22 protein-coding genes are annotated in these 17,702 nt (G+C 52.4%); 13 read left to right on the top strand and 9 right to left on the bottom strand.

The genetic code is table 11. The features are described 5' to 3' along the window. The first annotated feature begins 148 nt into the window (after positions 1-148). The 12 genes from AS89_RS19070 (at position 149) to zigA (ending at position 8,169) form a co-directional block, all read left to right on the top strand. A complete protein-coding gene (locus AS89_RS19070) occupies positions 149-556 on the top strand; it encodes a PH domain-containing protein (protein WP_010130424.1) in 408 nt (135 codons plus the stop codon). A gap of 225 nt (positions 557-781) precedes the next feature. Continuing rightward, a complete protein-coding gene (locus AS89_RS16550) occupies positions 782-1,234 on the top strand; it encodes a DUF1294 domain-containing protein (protein ID WP_010130423.1) in 453 nt (150 codons plus the stop codon). 280 nt (positions 1,235-1,514) lie between these two features. Then, entirely contained in the window at positions 1,515-1,724 is a 210-nt protein-coding gene (locus tag AS89_RS0101220) for a cold-shock protein (protein WP_010130422.1), read from the top strand. Between the two features lie 329 nt (positions 1,725-2,053). Continuing rightward, positions 2,054-2,356, top strand: a complete 303-nt coding sequence (locus tag AS89_RS0101215; protein WP_010130421.1) for a hypothetical protein — start codon at positions 2,054-2,056, stop codon at positions 2,354-2,356. A 68-nt stretch (positions 2,357-2,424) separates the two neighbouring features. Then, complete coding sequence (locus AS89_RS0101210) at positions 2,425-2,754, top strand: putative signal transducing protein (RefSeq protein WP_010130420.1); 330 nt, start codon at positions 2,425-2,427, stop codon at positions 2,752-2,754. A 96-nt stretch (positions 2,755-2,850) separates the two neighbouring features. Then, a complete protein-coding gene (locus AS89_RS16545; protein ID WP_010130419.1) occupies positions 2,851-3,444 on the top strand; it encodes a TMEM175 family protein in 594 nt (197 codons plus the stop codon). Positions 3,445-3,567: 123 nt separating this feature from the next. Next, complete coding sequence (locus tag AS89_RS0101200) at positions 3,568-4,812, top strand: tyrosine-type recombinase/integrase (RefSeq protein WP_029249684.1); 1,245 nt, start codon at positions 3,568-3,570, stop codon at positions 4,810-4,812. Between the two features lie 137 nt (positions 4,813-4,949). Next, a complete protein-coding gene (locus tag AS89_RS16540) occupies positions 4,950-5,855 on the top strand; it encodes a DUF1826 domain-containing protein (protein WP_010130416.1) in 906 nt (301 codons plus the stop codon). Between the two features lie 259 nt (positions 5,856-6,114). Next, on the top strand, positions 6,115-6,300 hold the full coding sequence (locus tag AS89_RS19065; RefSeq protein ID WP_010130415.1) for an SEC-C metal-binding domain-containing protein: 186 nt from the start codon (positions 6,115-6,117) through the stop codon (positions 6,298-6,300). Between the two features lie 84 nt (positions 6,301-6,384). Then, the gene (locus tag AS89_RS0101190; RefSeq protein WP_010130414.1) at positions 6,385-6,597 is read left to right on the top strand and encodes a threonyl-tRNA synthetase; all 213 of its coding nucleotides are present in this window, start codon (positions 6,385-6,387) and stop codon (positions 6,595-6,597) included. 106 nt (positions 6,598-6,703) lie between these two features. Further along, complete coding sequence (locus AS89_RS0101185) at positions 6,704-6,934, top strand: hypothetical protein (RefSeq protein WP_010130413.1); 231 nt, start codon at positions 6,704-6,706, stop codon at positions 6,932-6,934. Positions 6,935-6,975: 41 nt separating this feature from the next. Beyond that, positions 6,976-8,169, top strand: a complete 1,194-nt coding sequence (gene zigA, locus AS89_RS0101180; RefSeq protein WP_010130412.1) for a zinc metallochaperone GTPase ZigA — start codon at positions 6,976-6,978, stop codon at positions 8,167-8,169. Between the two features lie 144 nt (positions 8,170-8,313). Here the strand turns inward: zigA and AS89_RS0101175 are convergent, their stop codons facing one another. From AS89_RS0101175 to AS89_RS0101160, 4 genes are all read right to left on the bottom strand, one after another. Beyond that, entirely contained in the window at positions 8,314-8,799 is a 486-nt protein-coding gene (locus AS89_RS0101175; RefSeq protein WP_010130411.1) for a DUF6702 family protein, read from the bottom strand. A 17-nt stretch (positions 8,800-8,816) separates the two neighbouring features. Further along, on the bottom strand, positions 8,817-11,264 hold the full coding sequence (locus AS89_RS0101170; RefSeq protein ID WP_010130410.1) for a M1 family metallopeptidase: 2,448 nt from the start codon (positions 11,262-11,264) through the stop codon (positions 8,817-8,819). Positions 11,265-11,548: 284 nt separating this feature from the next. Continuing rightward, positions 11,549-12,031: a Fur family transcriptional regulator gene (locus tag AS89_RS0101165; RefSeq protein ID WP_010130409.1), complete on the bottom strand. Its 483-nt coding sequence runs from the start codon at positions 12,029-12,031 to the stop codon at positions 11,549-11,551. A 3-nt stretch (positions 12,032-12,034) separates the two neighbouring features. Then, complete coding sequence (locus AS89_RS0101160) at positions 12,035-12,637, bottom strand: ZrgA family zinc uptake protein (RefSeq protein WP_158217327.1); 603 nt, start codon at positions 12,635-12,637, stop codon at positions 12,035-12,037. A gap of 204 nt (positions 12,638-12,841) precedes the next feature. Here AS89_RS0101160 and AS89_RS0101155 point away from each other — a divergent pair, with 204 nt between their 5' ends. Continuing rightward, on the top strand, positions 12,842-13,210 hold the full coding sequence (locus AS89_RS0101155; protein ID WP_010130407.1) for a TraR/DksA family transcriptional regulator: 369 nt from the start codon (positions 12,842-12,844) through the stop codon (positions 13,208-13,210). Positions 13,211-13,296: 86 nt separating this feature from the next. Here AS89_RS0101155 and AS89_RS0101150 read toward each other — a convergent pair whose 3' ends face one another. The 5 genes from AS89_RS0101150 to cobO all read right to left on the bottom strand — a co-directional run bounded on the left by AS89_RS0101150 (position 13,297) and on the right by cobO (position 17,686). After that, positions 13,297-14,010 (bottom strand): cytochrome c biogenesis CcdA family protein, encoded by a 714-nt coding sequence (locus AS89_RS0101150; protein ID WP_010130406.1) that lies wholly within the window; start codon positions 14,008-14,010, stop codon positions 13,297-13,299. Continuing rightward, on the bottom strand, positions 14,010-14,429 hold the full coding sequence (locus AS89_RS0101145; protein WP_010130405.1) for a thioredoxin family protein: 420 nt from the start codon (positions 14,427-14,429) through the stop codon (positions 14,010-14,012). Before AS89_RS0101145 ends, AS89_RS0101150 begins: the two co-directional genes overlap by 1 nt. A 198-nt stretch (positions 14,430-14,627) precedes the next feature. Continuing rightward, the gene (locus AS89_RS0101140; protein WP_010130404.1) at positions 14,628-15,554 is read right to left on the bottom strand and encodes a cobalamin-binding protein; all 927 of its coding nucleotides are present in this window, start codon (positions 15,552-15,554) and stop codon (positions 14,628-14,630) included. A gap of 20 nt (positions 15,555-15,574) precedes the next feature. Continuing rightward, positions 15,575-17,050, bottom strand: coding sequence for a cobyric acid synthase (locus AS89_RS0101135; RefSeq protein WP_029249681.1), 1,476 nt, complete (start codon positions 17,048-17,050; stop codon positions 15,575-15,577). A 15-nt stretch (positions 17,051-17,065) separates the two neighbouring features. Beyond that, positions 17,066-17,686 carry a cob(I)yrinic acid a,c-diamide adenosyltransferase gene (gene cobO, locus AS89_RS0101130; RefSeq protein ID WP_010130402.1) on the bottom strand — a complete coding sequence of 207 codons (621 nt, stop codon included), beginning with the start codon at positions 17,684-17,686 and terminating at the stop codon, positions 17,066-17,068. Between the last annotated feature and the right edge of the window lie 16 nt (positions 17,687-17,702).

Below are 17,702 nucleotides of genomic sequence, written 5' to 3'. Positions count from 1 at the left end.
TAGTGCCCGTACCGGCGGCGGTATAGTATGTAAAAAGGTCATGATGGTTGTGGCAACTATTGTTGTTGCAGTCCAGAGCATTGATCCAAGGCCATAACAATACACTCAGCCGAGGCTGAGCGCGGCGTTTAATTTCTGGAGAGTACTCATGCAAGAGTTTCAGTCTAAAGTTGACACATGGCTCGCGGTCATTATCTGGGGGTCTGTCATATTTAGCATGGTTATCGCTATCTATTTGTTGTTGGTCCAACCAATCTCGGGAACGAATCTAACTATAGTTGCGACTATTTGTGCGTTTGGAGTAATTTTGCCCGTCTGGATTATGCTCTCGACAAACTATATCGTTGCAGATGGATTGCTACGGATTCACAGTGGGCCTTTTTCATGGTCAGTTCCAGTAGATGAAATATCTGCGGTAACCGCTACGCACAATACGTTATCAAGTCCCGCTTTGTCCTTGGATCGAATTCGGATCACGTACTCTAGCGGCAAGTCGATCATGGTTTCCCCAAAAGAAAAAAACGAATTCCTAAGCGCAATTGGTAAGGAAATTTAGCGAGGCGCCGCAAGGCGGCTGCTTAGGTGCTTGAAGCCGTAGAGAGTAACAATCAAGAATTAATGGAGATTCTATGGAATACGCAGCTTTCGTGTTCGGAATGCTTGGATTGGTTGCATTTGTAAGAGTCGAAAAACTGGTAAAAACCCTTAAAGAGCAGGGTGTTTTGGATCGAGAGTACAAAGAATAGCCCAGCGGCATTGCCTCACTTTGGTATCGAAAGCTATGAAATTTAAATATTCACTGATTTTTCTACTGGTAGGGGCCATTTGTGGTTCGTACTTTCTTGGTTATACGCCGCTACTTTTAGGGCTGGCAATTGTTATGGTCAGCCTTGTTGCTTTCTATATGTACGGGAAGGACAAGAAAGCAGCTAAAGAGGGGGCATGGAGGGTGCCAGAGAACACGCTCCATATGCTCGCACTTATCGGTGGTTGGCCAGGAGCAATGATTGCTCAAGAGAGATTCCGCCACAAAACCAAAAAGGGCAGTTTTCTCCTTGTGTTTTGGGTGACTGTGACCGCAAACCTTGTGGGTGTTAGTTGGCTACACACAGAATCCGGTGTTGCCAAACTCCGCCCTGCAGTGTCTCAGTTTAGAGCTTTCGTGGGGCCTAAGATCGAAAACGGACCCATGAAGCAGGTTTTCTTTGTGCTAACAGATTTCAGAGCATTGTGATCTGAAATCACTTTACTGGGCAGTGCTTCTATCCTGGAAAGGGGGCAGGTCAGGCTTGCGCAAGGCGTAGCATGTCACTGCGCCTGCGGAATCGTTTGACTTTTGCGCGAATGCTCTATACTGTGCGCGTAGCTTGAAAGTAAGTCTATTTTTATTACCTCCATTTCGTTGCTTTGCTAGTAGTACTTCGTCCTGTAGTTTCTAAATATCTATTTATATTTCCTGCTCATTCGCGCCTTACGTGGGCATTCTGGTAATTTTCATTTGCAGGATATTTTTAATGTCTAACACAACTACTGGCACCGTTAAATGGTTCAACGAATCTAAAGGTTTTGGTTTCATTGAGCAGAAATCTGGCCCAGATGTATTTGCACACTTCAGTGCAATTGCTAGCTCAGGCTTCAAAACACTGACTGAAGGTCAGCAGGTTGAGTTCACCGTAACTCAAGGCCAAAAAGGGCCTCAGGCTGAGAATATCGTAGCTCTCTAATAGCGCACTAATTCTCCATAAAGGCAAGCTGTCGTAGCTTGCCTTTTTTTATGCCTCAAATATACGATTCTAGACTCATAAAACACATAATTGGTCGGTTAATGGCTTGTGCGAAGGTCTGTGAGCACTACGCACAGATGGCTCCCCATGTCTTGGTTATAAACATGGGGCAGGGCGCATCCGTTCTGCTAGGCCTTGCCAGGTTCCGTTAGTGGTAATCGTTGTCTCGACTTTGTTGGTAGGTCAATTTTCGCGTAGCCTACAAGTCATGAAAAATTTATGATGTTTGTTATGGTCATGCGAATGCACAGTAATTTAAGAGGAGCGCTATGAGTCAGCAAGCATTGCTGGAGTACTTTATTTCAAATCAGTGGATCACAATTCCAGCATTTATCATTTTGGTTGTTGGGATTACTTTGTGTTGGTTTGGAGGCTTGATGGCTGCGCTCACTGCAATTGGCAATCAGCGTTGGGTATGGGGTTTGGTAACCATCTTTCTGGGGCCGATTACCGGTATTCCATATTCGCTATTGTATCGTGAAGCGGAGTATCCAAAGTCGCTGATGATGAGAGGGCTAGCGATTGTATTGGCAGCGTTGGTTATATTTGCGCTCGGGTGGCTATTTGTATAACGGGGTGTCCCGGAAGTAACGGCTCGCATCAGTCCCAACCAGATAAGTCACTGTGCGAGTTGAAGTTTATGTGGGAAATGGGGGGTGCTATTAAACTCGTTTACACGCATGAGAATATTGCGATTGCCTCCAATATCCAGTCGATACTCGAGGCCGCGGGGATTGAAACCGTGCTCAAGAATGAGTATTCCGGAGCCGGTCGTGGTGAGCTGGGTGTGTTCGACACCTGGCCCGAGGTATGGGTGTGCTCTGATACCATGTACGAGAAGGCCCGGCGTATCGTGGATTCCATTACCGAGCTTCCGGAAGGGGCTGAATGGCGATGTCAGCGCTGCGGGGAGGAAAATGGCGCAGCGTTTTGCGTTTGCTGGTACTGTCAGTCGGCAAAGCCTGATTGATAGCTGGGTCCTTCGCTATTATGCACCTGTTCCTATGGGCCCGTTCTTGTGTGTCCGTCCGTATCCACTCAGGCCCGCGCCCGTTTAGAGAGAGACATGCTGCTAGAAAAAAATCGATTGGAGGCTTTCAGCGACGGTGTTTTTGCGATCCTGATTACGCTGTTGATCCTTGAGATCGAAATTCCTGAATTAAGCAGTATCGATGATCGCAGTATGCTGCAAGGCTTGCTGGTGTTACTCCCGAAGTTTACGGCATTTATTCTCAGCTATCTCGTACTCGCCATTTATTGGCTCAGTCATCATGATTTGTTTGCAAGAATGCAACATATTAATGGCAAGATTTTGTGGCTGAACCTATTGCTGCTTTTGCCGATGTGCGTCATTCCCTTTACGACTTCACTTGCAGGGGATTATCCGCATAACTCTGTCAGCGTGTTTATCTATGCTATCCACATAACGATCATCGGTATCGGCTACACAGTCTTTGAGCGTTATCTCGATGCCTTGTCGAGGAAGAAAGCGTTCGACGGCAGTGTTTCAATCGGGGTGCATAATTTTCGAAATGACTTGGCGATCACGCTCAACGTAGCTGCGTGCATCATGGCGTTTGTTTGGGTTCCTGCCGCATTTGTGTTGTTGTTTTGTTCGCGCCTGGTCGTGTTGTTTTCATACTGGCGAACGTCATCCTGACAAGAGGGCCTGTGGGTGGCTCTGGGTGGCCTATAAAAAGACCGATACCCTTTAGTATTCGACATAAGACTTTGGGGCCAGTAGAATGGGTACTTTGCTGAAATCCGGACTTCTGGCATCGCTATGGCTATCCCACATCCTGTTCCCCTGTATCCAACTTACAGTGAGCTCAACAATCTGAGCTTTAACGACTACCCAGATTTACACCGCTTTATCCAGGATGGCGAATCCTGGTGGATGCCGCACTGGCACTGGGGCCAGGAGTTCCTTGACTACATTGGTCGTAACAAGTCTGCGCACACCTACACGCGTTTTCGCAATGAAACCGAGCGGTTTCTCTTGTGGCTGTTCCTAGTTAAAGGTGTTCCTATGGAGCGGCTTCGCAAGGCGGACATTCTCGAATACGCGGATTTTTGCTGGCAACCGCCGGTTAACTGGATCTGCTTGGCGAATCACGACAAGTTCCAGTTCACTAACGGCTGCTTTGTTGCTAATCCAGCATGGGCGCCCTTCAAGCTCAAGATCCCGAAAAGTGTCGAAACGTCCGTATCCGAGCCAGATAAGCGCAAATACACGCCATCCCAGCAGACCCTAACGGCGACCTTTACTGGGATAATCGCGTTCTATAAGTATTTGATGAATGAAGAGTATTTATACGGAAACCCGGCGCAGCTGGCCAAGCGCGATTGCCGACACTTCATCAAGGATGCGCAAGTAAAGGAGGTTCGGCGGCTTACGGAGGCCCAGTGGCAAGCGGTATTTGATGTCGCGCTTGCTATGGCTGAAGAGGATCCGATTCATGAGCGCAGCCTGTTTGTGATCTGTGCGCTGAAGACACTGTTTTTGCGTATTTCTGAGCTGTCAGAGCGCCCACAGTGGAGTCCGAGTATGAGCCATTTCTGGCAGGATTCGGATGGCAACTGGTGGTTGAAAATCTTCGGCAAAGGGCGGAAATTACGCGATATTACGGTGCCAGATAGCTTTATTCCGTTTCTAAAGCGCTATCGGGCATATCGTGGCATGAGCCCTTTTCCGTCTGCCGGCGAAAACCAGCCAATCGTTGAGAAAATTCGCGGCCAGGGAGGTTTGACCTCACGCCAGCTCACCCGCGTAGTACAGCAGGTTTTCGACCGGGCCTACGAGGAAATGCGCCAGGCTCAGGGTGAGGATCATGCGTACAAACTCAAAGAGGCTTCTAGTCATTGGTTGCGGCATACCGGCGCAAGTATGGAAGTCGAACGTGGTCGAGCACTCAAGGATCTCTCTGAGGACTTGGGGCATTCGAGCATGGCGACTACAGATACCGTATATGTCCACACGGAAAGCAGGATTCGAGCAAAGAGCGGTAAGCAACGGGATGTGAAGTAGCGAGAAGTAAGGCACCGGACGCCTGAACGGATTGACGCGAGCCTGTAATGGAGTTTCCGCTACAGCGATCGCTGGCGCCTTATTGAGGCGCGGTACCTCTTCCCACAAGTTTGCCCCCCTCAGATTCTCGAGTAGACATGACTACTTTTGGTGCCTCCGGCCGAGCCGGCACACAAGTTATGGTTGTTTCCCGTCATTTCGATCATTATGATATGTTATATCGTAAATTAGAAAGCTTGGCAGTTCTCCTGCCGGACGAGGGTGCTATGAGCTCTGGAAATGCCGCTGAAGATATATATACCGGGGCGATCGAGCAGAATCGTCTTCCCCGAGTTGAGCCGGTTCAGGTTGGGTCAGCCGTTACGATGCGGTCACCCAGTCAAACGGACCACTCAGTCTCACCGGTGTGCCGTCGTGCCGCTTTTGCCCCTACGCCAGATGCATTTGCCGATATTTATGAAGAAGACGTGCATCTCTCGGTTTGGCAGCGCCAGCTGGATTCTCAGCTTAGGGAAGACTGTTCGGCTTTCCTCAACCAACGAGGTTTCAATAGTCACCGCTTGGTTCTGCCTACGGCAAAGGCCTGCAACCTCGCCCAGGGAATACCGGGCCTACACGCCTTCCCGCACTTGCGCGCGGATATCGAGCTATTGGCGGATATGTTCAGTTGCCTGTTTGACCTGAGCGCAATCGGCATCCGTTTAAGTGTGCTGAGCGACACCATGTGCCCACGTTTTCATGTCGACCGGGTGCCGTGTCGCCTGATCACGACCTACACCGGCGCTGGCACTGAATGGCTGCCTCACGACCTTCTGGATCGCAGAAAACTGGGCGCAGGCAGTGCTGGGCTCAGTGATGCTGAGAGTGGCCTCTATCCCCCAACGGAAACCGTTCAGTCGCTGGCGGCTGGCGAGGTAGCGTTATTGAAGGGTGAATTGTGGGCTGGAAATGAGGGTGCAGGTCTAGTGCACCGATCTCCCGCAATTGAGGCTGGTAGCCAGCGTCTGATTCTTACTTTTGACTTTGCATCCTCTGACACCTGAACCCAAATAATTAAATACCAGGGAATCATAATGAAAAAGTCAGCGCTCTAATTCGCAGCGACGGTATTGCCTTGCCTGAGATAGCTGCGATGCCCCTATCTTTTGAGTGCTGATGTGTAGAGCTTCAAACGCTCATCTATCTTCCAAGCCACACAACGCCATAGTGATAGACCGGAAGTCCCGTATTGGTTAACCAAATGCTAGCCCTTTTTTGAGCCGTACAATGATTACGGTTTTTTAATGTAAGAGTGAAAGAAGTATGTTCGAAGAAATCAACGGTTCTTCCAAAGAGCAAGACATGGACGCGGCGAGCTGCTGTAGTAATGAAAGCTGTTGTGCGCCTCAGGCACCTGTCACACGGTCTACACCGAAGGTTGGTCGTAATGACCCCTGCCCTTGTGGTAACGGTCGAAAGTTCAAGAAATGCTGCGGAAAAAATCTCTAACACGGGGCTTTTCACATGCGCTTTGCGCGTTTTTTAGGCTGAGCGCATCGCAAGCTCCGAATCGTTCGTATGGAAAGTTGCATCATGTCATCTGTGTCTGAATCCCAAAAAGCAGGTGCAAGAGAACGTGATACCCGCACAATCGCTATTCGCAGTCGCGACGGTGAGGATCTCGGCACCCTGCCCTTGCAGGAAGCTCTTTCCCTGCTGGCGCGTGAAGTGCAGGGACCTGACGAAGCGGCTCGCGCGGGCTTACAAGAACAGTTGCGCCAGTCGCTGGAACGTGCCGCAATCTAGGTTGCAAGTTTGGGCACCCGCTTCGAGTGCGATTTATCGTGTACTGCTGGCGCGACATGAGCGCCGGTAGTGCGTAGGTCAACCTTAAAATAAGAGGTAGGATCAAATGGAACCTTCGTTTATACCGCAGAACTATCAAGAGTGGCGACATTGCATCACTGTTACCTGTGGTCTGGAATTGACAGAAGCCTTTATCAGCAGCCGTATAAAGTCACTGAAGAACGAGTCGGATTACATGACCAAGCGTTTCGTCGAGCTGTATGGTGAGGCACAACGACAGCGCACACTCGAGTGGTTTGCGCGCGCAAGTGAAGAAATAAAGCACCCTAGCCTTTAGATCCGGCGCACCGCGCCCTCTCTCATTAGGAGACGACTACCATGGCTACGCAGTTACCTGTAACGGTACTTTCCGGCTTTCTCGGTGCCGGCAAAACGACCCTGCTTAATCAAATTTTAAATAATCGTGCCGATCTGCGCGTGGCGGTTATTGTGAATGACATGAGCGAAGTCAACATTGACGCAGCGCTCGTGAATAATGAGGTACAGTTAAATCGGACTGAAGAAAAACTGGTGGAGATGAGCAACGGTTGTATCTGCTGCACTCTACGGGAAGATCTTCTGCTCGAAGTCACCAAACTGGCAAAAGAAGGCCGCTTCGATTGCCTGGTCATCGAGTCCACCGGGATCTCCGAGCCCTTGCCGGTGGCAGAGACTTTTACCTTTGCCGATGAAGATGGGCAGAGCCTGTCTGAAGTAGCACGGCTGGATACTATGGTTACTGTCGTTGACGGAGCCAACTTCCTCAAGGATTACCACGAGGCGGAGTCTCTCAAGGAAGCCGGCGAATACCTGAGCGACGAAGATGAGCGTAATGTGGCGGATTTGCTGGCGGATCAAATTGAGTTCTGTGACATTCTGTTGATCAGCAAAGTCGACCTGATCAGCAGCGAGCAATTGGACGAACTGAAAGCCGTTCTCCGCAGCCTGAATCCTCGAGCAGAAATTCTGCCGATGCAAAAAGGCCAAGTGCCTATCGACAAAGTTTTGATGACCGGAAAATTTGACTTCGAGCAGGCACAACAAGCACCGGGCTGGCTTAAAGAGATGCGCGGCGAACATACGCCTGAAACCGAGGAATACGGTATTAGCAGTTTTGCCTACCGCGCGCGCCGGCCTTTCCATCCGCAACGACTATTCGACTTTTTCAACGATCCCCAGTTGAGCGGACGCCTGCTACGTTCAAAGGGCTACTTTTGGCTGGCCAGTCGCCCCCACTACGCCGGCACCTGGAGTCAGGCTGGCGGTATCGCCCAGCATGGCGCGGCGGGCTATTTTTGGGCGGCCGTGCCGCGAGATGAATGGCCGGAAAATACCGAGCAGCAACAGTATATTCTCGACAATTGGCAGGAACCCTTTGGTGACCGTCGTCAGGAACTGGTGTTCATTGGTCAGAGTCTTCCGGAGGAATGGATCAGGGGGCGACTGGATGAATGCCTGTTGAATGATCAGGAATTGGATGCGGGCGAGATTGTCTGGCGTACCTTGCCTGATCCCTTTCCCGCCTGGGACTGACGTCAAATCCGGACTCATTGTCCTTCGGTAGAGTTGTTATATGAGTCGAAGGTTGATCAATAAAAATGCGGGCCCAAGGCCCGCATTTTTATTGGCAGAAAACAGATGTTTGAGCTGGTCAGCATGTATGGTGGAATTTTCTCCTCAATAACTGAGAGACTGCCATTTGCTGTTGCGATCGAATAGGAGCGATCGCACCTTGCCCAGCCCCTCGACATTGATCTGATTCACCTGATCCGGCCAGCGATCTTGCAAGGCGTCAAATCTGAACCACAATGCCGAAAATTTCTTGGGGCGTGCTGCCTCCTGGTATACCCAGATAAATTTACCATCGACTTCTTGCCCTATGGCGTCCAGCGGCAGTGGCTCGTCTTTGGCTAATCCGATGCTGAAGTGTGCCATAACGTACCGGCCAAACTGTTCTTGTGCCGTTTTATTCTCAGAAAGGTGCACTTGCTCTCCGAGTAATTCGCTCAGGGCATGCTCGGCATCGTGAACATAGAACCGATGCATAATTTCAACGGTTTCGGTGCGGTCGTTGAAAACGACTTTGCTGATGGCGGTTTTCATCTGATGGGCCTGCGCGGAGCAGGCCATCAGCAGCGTCAACAATGTAATCAGTGTGCGCATAGCGAGCTAGTCTCCGATTACTTCTGATGGAAGCCCGGCTTGGGATCTTCTTTTTTCGTTTTGGAGTCGTGCATGATGTCACGATAGACCGGGTCGGTGCGCTTTTCTTGCTTGTAGATCTGCAGGCGCGACTTGTTAATACGACGCGGGAAGTGGTTGTTGTCGTTGTTGACGTCGGCAGTTTCCCAGCGCGGATCGACCACAACCTGTTCCAGAACCTTGTCGGTTACCACCAGCTTGGATACCGCAGCCGGTGAGCGGCGCCAGATTTCCGCGGGGATATAGCGGTCTTCGACACTTCCGTCTTCAAAGGTAAGCTGCAGCAGAATCGGCATTACCAACCCGCCGATATTGGAGAAGTCCATGACGTAGTAGTGCTTGTCTTCTTCTATCGCACGCGCTAGAACCTGACGCTCCCACGGTTCAAGATCTTCGAGCATCTGCGCGTATTCGTTCCGCTCCTTGTTGGTGACGGTGAAACGGTCGTTTTCATCGTAGAAGTCACGAATATCTTTGTTCCGTTCAAGCCACGTCTTGTTGCCGGCGTCACGCTCACGCTTCTCGAACAACGGCTGCGGCTTATCGGCCTCTTCTTGTCGGCGACGCTCAAAGTCGATGTCCGGATTCAGGGTGTCGAGACGCAGCCGTTGCACATTGTCGATACTGATATCTACGTGATCAGTCGTGTAAAACCAACCACGCCAAAACCAGTCAAGATCCACACCGCTGGCTTCTTCCATGGTGCGGAAGAAATCGGCAGGTGTGGGGCGCTTATACTGCCAGCGGGTAGAGAATTCCTTGAACGCGTAATCAAACAGTTCGCGACCGAGGATGACCTCGCGCAGAATGTTCAGTGCAGCTGCGGGTTTGGTATAGGCGTTCGGTCCGAGGCGCAGTACCGAGTCCGACTGGGTCATGATAGGCACTTGAATGTCAGACTTCATGTAGTCAACGATGTCTCGGGGCTCGACACCCCAGGGCATTTCTGGATCCCATTCGCGACCAGCCACGCCATCAAGGAAGCTGTTCAGGCCTTCGTCCATCCAGGTCCATTGGCGCTCGTCAGAGTTGACGATCATTGGAAAGTAAATGTGGCCGATTTCGTGGATCACGACACCGATCAGGAAGCGCTTTTCAGCCTGGGTCCAGGTGCGGCTACCATCTTCATGAAGCGTGGTACGTGGGCCGTTAAAAGTGATCATCGGGTATTCCATACCACCAACAGGTCCATTCACACTTTGCGCTACCGGGTATGGATAGTCGAAGGAAAAGCGCGAATAGACCTCCATGGTGTGGATCACGGACTCCGTGGAGTACTTCTTCCAGAGGTCGCCGCCCTCTTTCGGATAAAATGACATCGCCATTACTTCCGGCATGATGTCACCACCTTGCTGGTAGCCACGCGCATCCCACATGAATTTACGGGAAGAGGCCCAGGCGAAGTCTCTCACCTTGTCGGCCTTGAATTGCCAGGTTTTGGTCTTTCGAGTGCCCTCTTTCTCGTTTTCCAGCGCTTCTTCTTCAGTGACGATAAATACTGGGCGTGTAGCTTTTCGGGCTTGCTTCAGGCGCTCGCGCTGGGTCGCGGTCAATACGGCCTCAGGGTTCTGCAAGCTGCCAGTAGACGACACGATGTGGTCTGCGGGTACCGTCAGGTTTACTTCGTAGTCGCCGAACTCAAGGGTAAATTCGCCTCGCCCGAGGAATTCCTTGTTGGTCCAAGCTTCGTAATCGGTGTAGGCATGCAGGCGCGGAAACCACTGCGCCAGCAGGAAAATGTCGTTGCCACCGTCGCGGGCATCGTCAGGAAAGTGCTCGTAGCCGGAACGCGCTGAAACCGCATCCTCCTCAACGATGTTGAAGGCGAAATCCATGCTAAAGGTAATCTGTTCGCCTGGCTTGAGCGGCTGTGCCAGATCAACACGCATATTTGTGCCGACAGTGGTGGTGCGGAGCTCGTTGCCGCCGGAATCTTTCACATTGCTAATGGTGTAGCCAACTTCGTTATCCGCCAGCCACTGCTGTCGGCGCAACTCACCAAATGAAATCCCAGGTGGTGCTTCGGGTGATTCGGCGCGGGTGCTCGGGCCACGATTGCCAAGGCCACCGAACGTGAGCGTGGTCTCGGCCATGGAATCAAGGCGGAATCGGTTCTGATCTAATTGGAACCACAAGAACTTGAGCGTATCTGGCGAGTTATTGGTATAGGTGATGGTCTGACTCGCATTGATCGAGCGCTCGTCTTCGTCCAGTTGAGCATCGATGCGATAGTCGACTTTCTGCTGCCAGTACTTGTGACCTGGCTCGCCGCCCGCGTTACGGTAGATATTCGCTGTGGGAAGCAGCTCGTCGAGCTGGCGAAATTTGTCGCCGGTAACGTTCAGGGGGTCTGCGGCCTGAGTAAGGGCTACAGGGGTGATGGTTAAGAGCGCCGCTGACAGGCGGGCGGCAAGTTTCAACATCATTCGGTCGATTCCGACTATTAAATATGGATGTTACATCATATCAATATACCATTGGAGGACAACCATTCAATATGCTGATTTGTCGTGATTTTATGACGACTTATCCTACGTGCGGGCGCTCTCAGGCAAGATCATCGCGTCAGAACCCCGCTGGTCGAAAGCTCTTGTGCCTGCTGGCTTATTCAGGTCTGGCTGGAAGCGAGCGTGCCGAACCATATGGATACGGAAGTTTCCCGGCGCTCGGGAAGTCGGCAATTACGCTGGTAGGGAGTTGGCAAATGGCCTCACGAATCCGCAGTAGTGACACTCTCTTTAGCACAGTTGTCACACAGGCAGTTAAGCTCCAGCTGAGAGGACTGTAGTCGGAATCCGGCCGCTTTTACCGCATCGCGAAGGGCTTCGATCATCTCCGGCCTAATGCCAATCTCGATGACTTTATTGCAACTCCCACAAATTAAAAATTGCGGTGTTCTATGGTGGTGATTGCAGTTGATATGCGCGCAGGCGAGATACTTGTTTTCTGAATTGAGTTTATGGGCGAGGTTTTCCTTCGCCAAGAACTCGAGCATGCGGTATACCGACATCGCCGGTATAGGACCGCCGTAATCCTTGCTGTACTGATCTACGATATCGTAGGCAGATAATGGCTTCTGCGATCGCAAAAGAACCGCAAGCACATTCTTGCGCTTGTCAGTCAGCCGAGCGCCAGATGCGCGACAGGAATCTTCGGCAGCGCCAAGCGTGCGCTCTACTTCAGTCACATTCATTGGCTATTTCAGTTGCAATGTTGGGCTTTTGGAAGTCAGTCTGACCGCGCCCTGCTTGGTTGCGGTCAGCCACTGCGCTTGGATCTTGTGGATATCAGGGAATCGGGCAAATAGCCTGACATCGATGCCGTCTAACCCCGACAGATTGTCGCACCGATAGATATAGCTGGCGCGAAAGCTGGCATGTTCGGAGTGATGCGAGTGCTCGGCATCATGTGAATGTTCTGTGTGGTTAGAGTGCTCGGAGTGGCGACCGTGGTCGTCCTCATGAGCGTGATGCGCGTGCTGCGGGGCGGCTTCGGCATACGGTGCTTCGACATCCACGTCCTGAAGCCGGCACACAGTGCCCCTAAAGCGCAATAGATTACTTGGTGCAGCAAGGTTCTTGGAAGCCAGTTTCAGTGCTTGTACTTGTTGCTGATTTTGCGGCGCATGCTCAAATCCCACTAGGTTGGCACCAGGCGATTCAAATTCGATATGCAACGCATTTTCGCCAACCGCAACGGTAAGTTGTGCCTCACCATGCACATGAGCGGCGTGCTGCGCCGTTGCCGCACTAGCAGCGAAAAACAAAGGGAGGAGAAGCAGCTGTGGCTTAATGGTCACGTTACTGGGCCTCATGTTGATATTGCCCCGCGCAGTTGTGAGAAGAACGCTGAATCTATTGGTGGATCAGAGGGCTGGAACCCTTGCGCTATAATTATGATACACCATATCATTTAGGGCTAAGTATAATCAACAACAGTGACGTTAGCCCCCATGCCTTTAATCTCTGAACAAAAACTCCTGAGGATGCCGGCCGCTGACTACATGAACGATCAGCAGCTGGAGTTTTTCAAGCGTCGATTGCAGCAGCTCCATGAAGAAACCCGTGCCGAGATCGATGCAGCCCGCGTGGCAATTGCGACCGCTGACCTCCACGCGGCGGATGAACTTGACCGGGCGGTGGCGGAAGAAGAGAACCGACAAAGCCTCCGTTTCACCGAGCGAAAATATTTGCTTTTGCGCAAGATTCAACGATCTCTCGATAAAATCGACGACGGCAGCTATGGCTATTGTGATGTCAGTGGTGATCCCATCGGGATTAAACGCCTGTTACTTCGCCCGACCGCTGAATTGTCATTTGAGGAAAAGTCCCGGCAAGAAGAGCGGGAGCGCAATTTTCGTAAACAGCGATGACTATGTGGCGTTTTGCCTTCCTTGGCACACAATAGTCGTTGTCAACTGGGCCGCTAGTCGGTTTCGTAGCGGCTAATGGGAGCTAGCTATAGTGAGAGTGTCCAGTCCGGCAGGATGCCGAGGGCAAACGTTTCAAGCACCTTGTCCAATCCTGTCAGTACCATCACACCCAGGATTAGTAGCAGCGCGCCGAGAATTTTCTTGGCACGTTCGCCATTGGTCATGATGCCGCCACGCCAGCGATTCAGCAGTCGTCCTGAGAGATAAGCCGCTACTAGTAACGCAGATGCGGTGCCCACGCCAAAGACAAACATCACCAGAAAGGCTGTTGGTACCTGCTGGCCCACGGACGCCAGCGCGATGGCGGCGCCGAGGGTAGGACCGACGCAGGGCAACCAGACAAGGCCCAGTAGTGCGCCCATAAAGAACTGCCCCACTCCACTGGACTCTGCAGAATTGCTGCCTGCGCCAAAGCGACTGGTGAGGCGCGACAACTGGGCGCTCACCCAGTATCCGAGTCGCGGAACCAGCAGCGTGAAAGCGACCAGAATGAGCAGAACCGCAGCGAAATTCCGATAAGCGACAGGGTCCAAGCCGAGATTAATCAATACCAGCGTGAGCACGGTGCCTGCGATGGCGAAGGAGCATGCAAGTCCGAGGGACATATACAGAGGGCCACGACGCCCACCTGTGCTCGATGACGTCATTACCACCGGGACCAGCGGCCACACGCAGGGCGACAAAATCCCCACGATCCCCGCGATAAATGCGAGCGGAATTGCGGCGAGCTCCAAGCCCATTAGGAGTTACCCTTGCTGGCTTGTGCCACCGCCTGATCGATTTTATCGGCGATCACTTCCATGCGTGTCTCTGCGACACTGAACCAGGTCTGCTCCTCGCCCACAAATAGTACGAGGGTCGACTGTCGTGGCGCGCGGAAGTGGCGAACCCACTCTTTGTCTGCATCAAAATCGACGATCAGCACATGAAACTTCTTGTCCGGGTTGTTTTCCCGGTATTCCTGCAGGACTTTCTGTTGTTTCGCACAGGTCGGGCACCATTCTGCGAATACGTCCACGAGCACTACTTCGCCGGCAGCGCGTAGCTCATTGAAGCGCGCCTCGGTGAAAGGTTCCTTATCCGCAGCATTCGCGGCAGACGCGAGGCAGAATGTGAATGCCAACAGGGTAAACAGCTGCTTGATCGGTGATAGCGACATGTAGGTGGGTTCCTTTGGTTGTCTCAAAAACACGATTGGAGTGACGGTAACGCTGCCAGCAGGCAGCGCCTATCACGCGGATTCCACAATAGGTCGTATGGGCAATGCGGTTTCTTACACTTGTTTGTAAAAAAATTGGCGAGAAATGGGTGCGGGTGGGAGAAACTGCCTTTTGGGCATTACTTTCTACTTAGCAGCCTACTTTGCAGCGTCAGATGCGCGAATCTTGTTGCTGCGAGCCTGGTCCAGTTGGTCACAGACCAGCGCCATGCCGTCGAGAACGCGCAGAGTGTGACGCTGGATGATATCGGGTGGTACATGAAACAGGTTGTTGAATTTGACCGCTGTGAGTCCTGGGTAGCGTTTCCAATCATCCAAGGATTGCGGGCGTGTTTCGCCCAGTCCACTGGCGATAATCACATCTGGGTCGCGATCCAGTACGGATTCGACGCTGATTTGCGGTGCTAGCACGACCGAATCTTCGTATGCATTGCGGCCGCCACAGGTCTCAATGACGTTACTAATCAAGTGGTCACCATTTAGCGTCTGCAGTGGCTTGTGCCATACCTGGTACAAAACACTCACCGGTGCTTTTTTCTGGTTATTGCGCTTGAGGTTGCGTAGGCGCCGTGTCCAGTCACTGGCCATTTGGTCAGCCGTATGGCTAGTGCCGGCTATTTCACCCAGGGTGCGCACGTTGCGTGCGATGTCTTCCAGAGACTTTGTTTCGGTGACAAATACCGTGAAGCCGAGTTCTCGCAGCTTATCGATCTTGCGGCTACCGGTTCCCGAGGACCAGGCGATGATAAGGTCTGGCTTCAGCACAAGTAGCGCTTCGTAATTGATGAGTTGGTAGTCGCCGATCTCGGGTAACTCACGCGCTGCTTCGGGGTAATCGCTGCCGATCGCAGCAATGAGCTTATGCCCTGCTCCCGCACTATACAGATTTTCCACAATACTTGGTGCGAGCGCGACGATACGCTCTGCAGGCTGCTCCAGTTCCAGCCAGACACCATCTGCGCCCTGGACGCGTATTGGCGTCATTGTTGGGTCACCGGCGTACACGCGGGTGGGGAAAGCGAGAATCCAGGCAGTAATGACAAGATTAAGCAATGTGCGCAGCATCGTTTCTCAGGGCCATGTCGCTATGTGGGGTGCGTTGCTAGCTTCTTGAGCCAGTCTTTGCACATATGCTCGTCGACCATATCGGCGAGGCGATCCAGTTGGTGTTCTCGGTGGCCGCTAAGGTCCACTGCTGCGTCGGAGTCGAGCCCGGCCCAGTGCAAAATGGCTTGTTGCGTGTCTTGCAGGTCGAACAGGCCATGAATGTAGGTCGCGAGGATTTGATTGTCGTGACTGATGGCCCCTTCTGGCTTCAAGCCGCCGTTATCTTGAATAAGCATGGCTGGATTGTTCAGTCCGCCGCCATGGGAAATGCCACAGTGGATTTCATAGCCCTGTACGGGAACTTCCGTGGTGCCGCGATTCAGCGCGAGCAAACCAGAAACATTCTTCAGTGCTTTTTGCGGGGTGAGTGTCGTCGAGAAATCCAGATAGCCGAAGCCTGATTCGGTGCCAGGCTGATCCTCGATGCCTTCCAGGTCACACACACTGTGACCTAGCATCTGTAGGCCACCGCAGATACCGATCAGTTTGCCACCATAGCGCAGATGGCGGTCGAGCTGAGACTGCCAGTCGTGTTCTTTCAAGTGGTTTAAGTCTGCGCGCACATTTTTACTGCCTGGCAGGATCACCAAGTCACATGCGGGCAGTGCCTCGCGCACACTCACAAACTGCAGGTCGACTTCTGGGTGCAAGCGCAGCGCGTCAAAGTCGGTGTGATTACTGATGCGCGGCAATACGGGTACCACCACTTTCAATTTCGACTCGCGGCGTGCTTGCTCGGTACTAATTGCGTCTTCTGCATCGAGGTACAAGTCATGCAGGTACGGCAGCACCCCGAGCACTGGCTTACCGGTGCGCTCTTCGAGCCAATCGAGGCCTGACTGTAGAAGCGCGAGGTCGCCACGAAACCGATTAATGACAAAGCCCACAATCCTGTTGCGTTCAGACTCAGACAGGAGTTCGAGCGTGCCCACAAGGTGTGCGAACACCCCGCCACGATCGATGTCTGCGATAAGTACCACCGGACAATCGACGGCTTCGGCGAAACCCATGTTGGCGATATCGTTGTCGCGAAGATTGATCTCCGCGGGACTGCCGGCGCCTTCCACAAGTACCAGCTCGTAATCGCGGTCGAGCCTTGCGTATGACTCCAGAACCGCATTCATTGCCGTTGTTTTGTAGTGGTGATAATCCAGTGCCTGCATATTGCCCAGTACTTTACCCTGGATAATTACCTGCGCGCCGATATCCGACGCCGGTTTGAGCAGTACCGGATTCATATCCGTATGTGGCTCGACACCACAGGCTTGTGCCTGTAATGCCTGGGCGCGACCGATCTCACCACCGTCGCTGGTGACCGCACTATTCAAGGCCATGTTTTGCGGCTTGAAAGGTGCAACCCGCATCCCGCAACGCGCAAAATAACGGCCAAGTGCGGCTACCAAGGTGCTTTTCCCGGCGTCCGAAGTGGTTCCCTGAATCATTAATGCGGGCATGCTCAGTACACTGCTTTAGTAGTCGACGCCCTGGCGCGCTTTGATGCCGGCCTTGAACGCATGCTTGATATCTTTCACTTCGGATACGGTATCCATGATTTCTTGCAGCGCACTGCCACCTCCGCGCCCGGTTACCACCACACTTTGCTCGGTGGGCCTGTGTTTAAGCGCGTCGAGTACCATATCCTCATCCAGGTATTTGTAGCCCAGCATATAGGTGAGTTCGTCGAGCACAACCAGGTCATAACTCGCATCCTGGAGCAGCGCCGCGGCGACTGCCCAGGTTTTTTCCGCTTCGACAATATCGCCGGTACGATCTTGTGTATTCCAGGTAAACCCGGTTCCCATCTGGTACAAGGTGACGTCTGGGCAGTGGTTTTTCAGGTAGAGCTCCTCGCCGGAAAGCTGCGCACCTTTGATGAACTGTACTACGCCGACCTTGTGACCATAACCGAGTGCGCGGATGACCATGCCGAAAGCAGAACTCGACTTGCCTTTGCCATTACCTGTTAGCAGGATCGAAACGCCCCGCTCTGTACTGGCGGCGGCGATGTTTGCGTCCACCTTGGCTTTTTGCTTTTGCATGGCTTTTTTGTGCCGTGCATTTTTGTCTTGCGGTTGCTCCGACATGGTCATCTCATTCAGGTAGTGG

It is taken from the genome of Microbulbifer agarilyticus S89, from assembly GCF_000220505.1.
GTDB classification, from domain to species: Bacteria; Pseudomonadota; Gammaproteobacteria; order Pseudomonadales; family Cellvibrionaceae; genus Microbulbifer; species Microbulbifer agarilyticus_B.
This window is presented reverse-complemented; position numbering and strand designations above follow the sequence as displayed.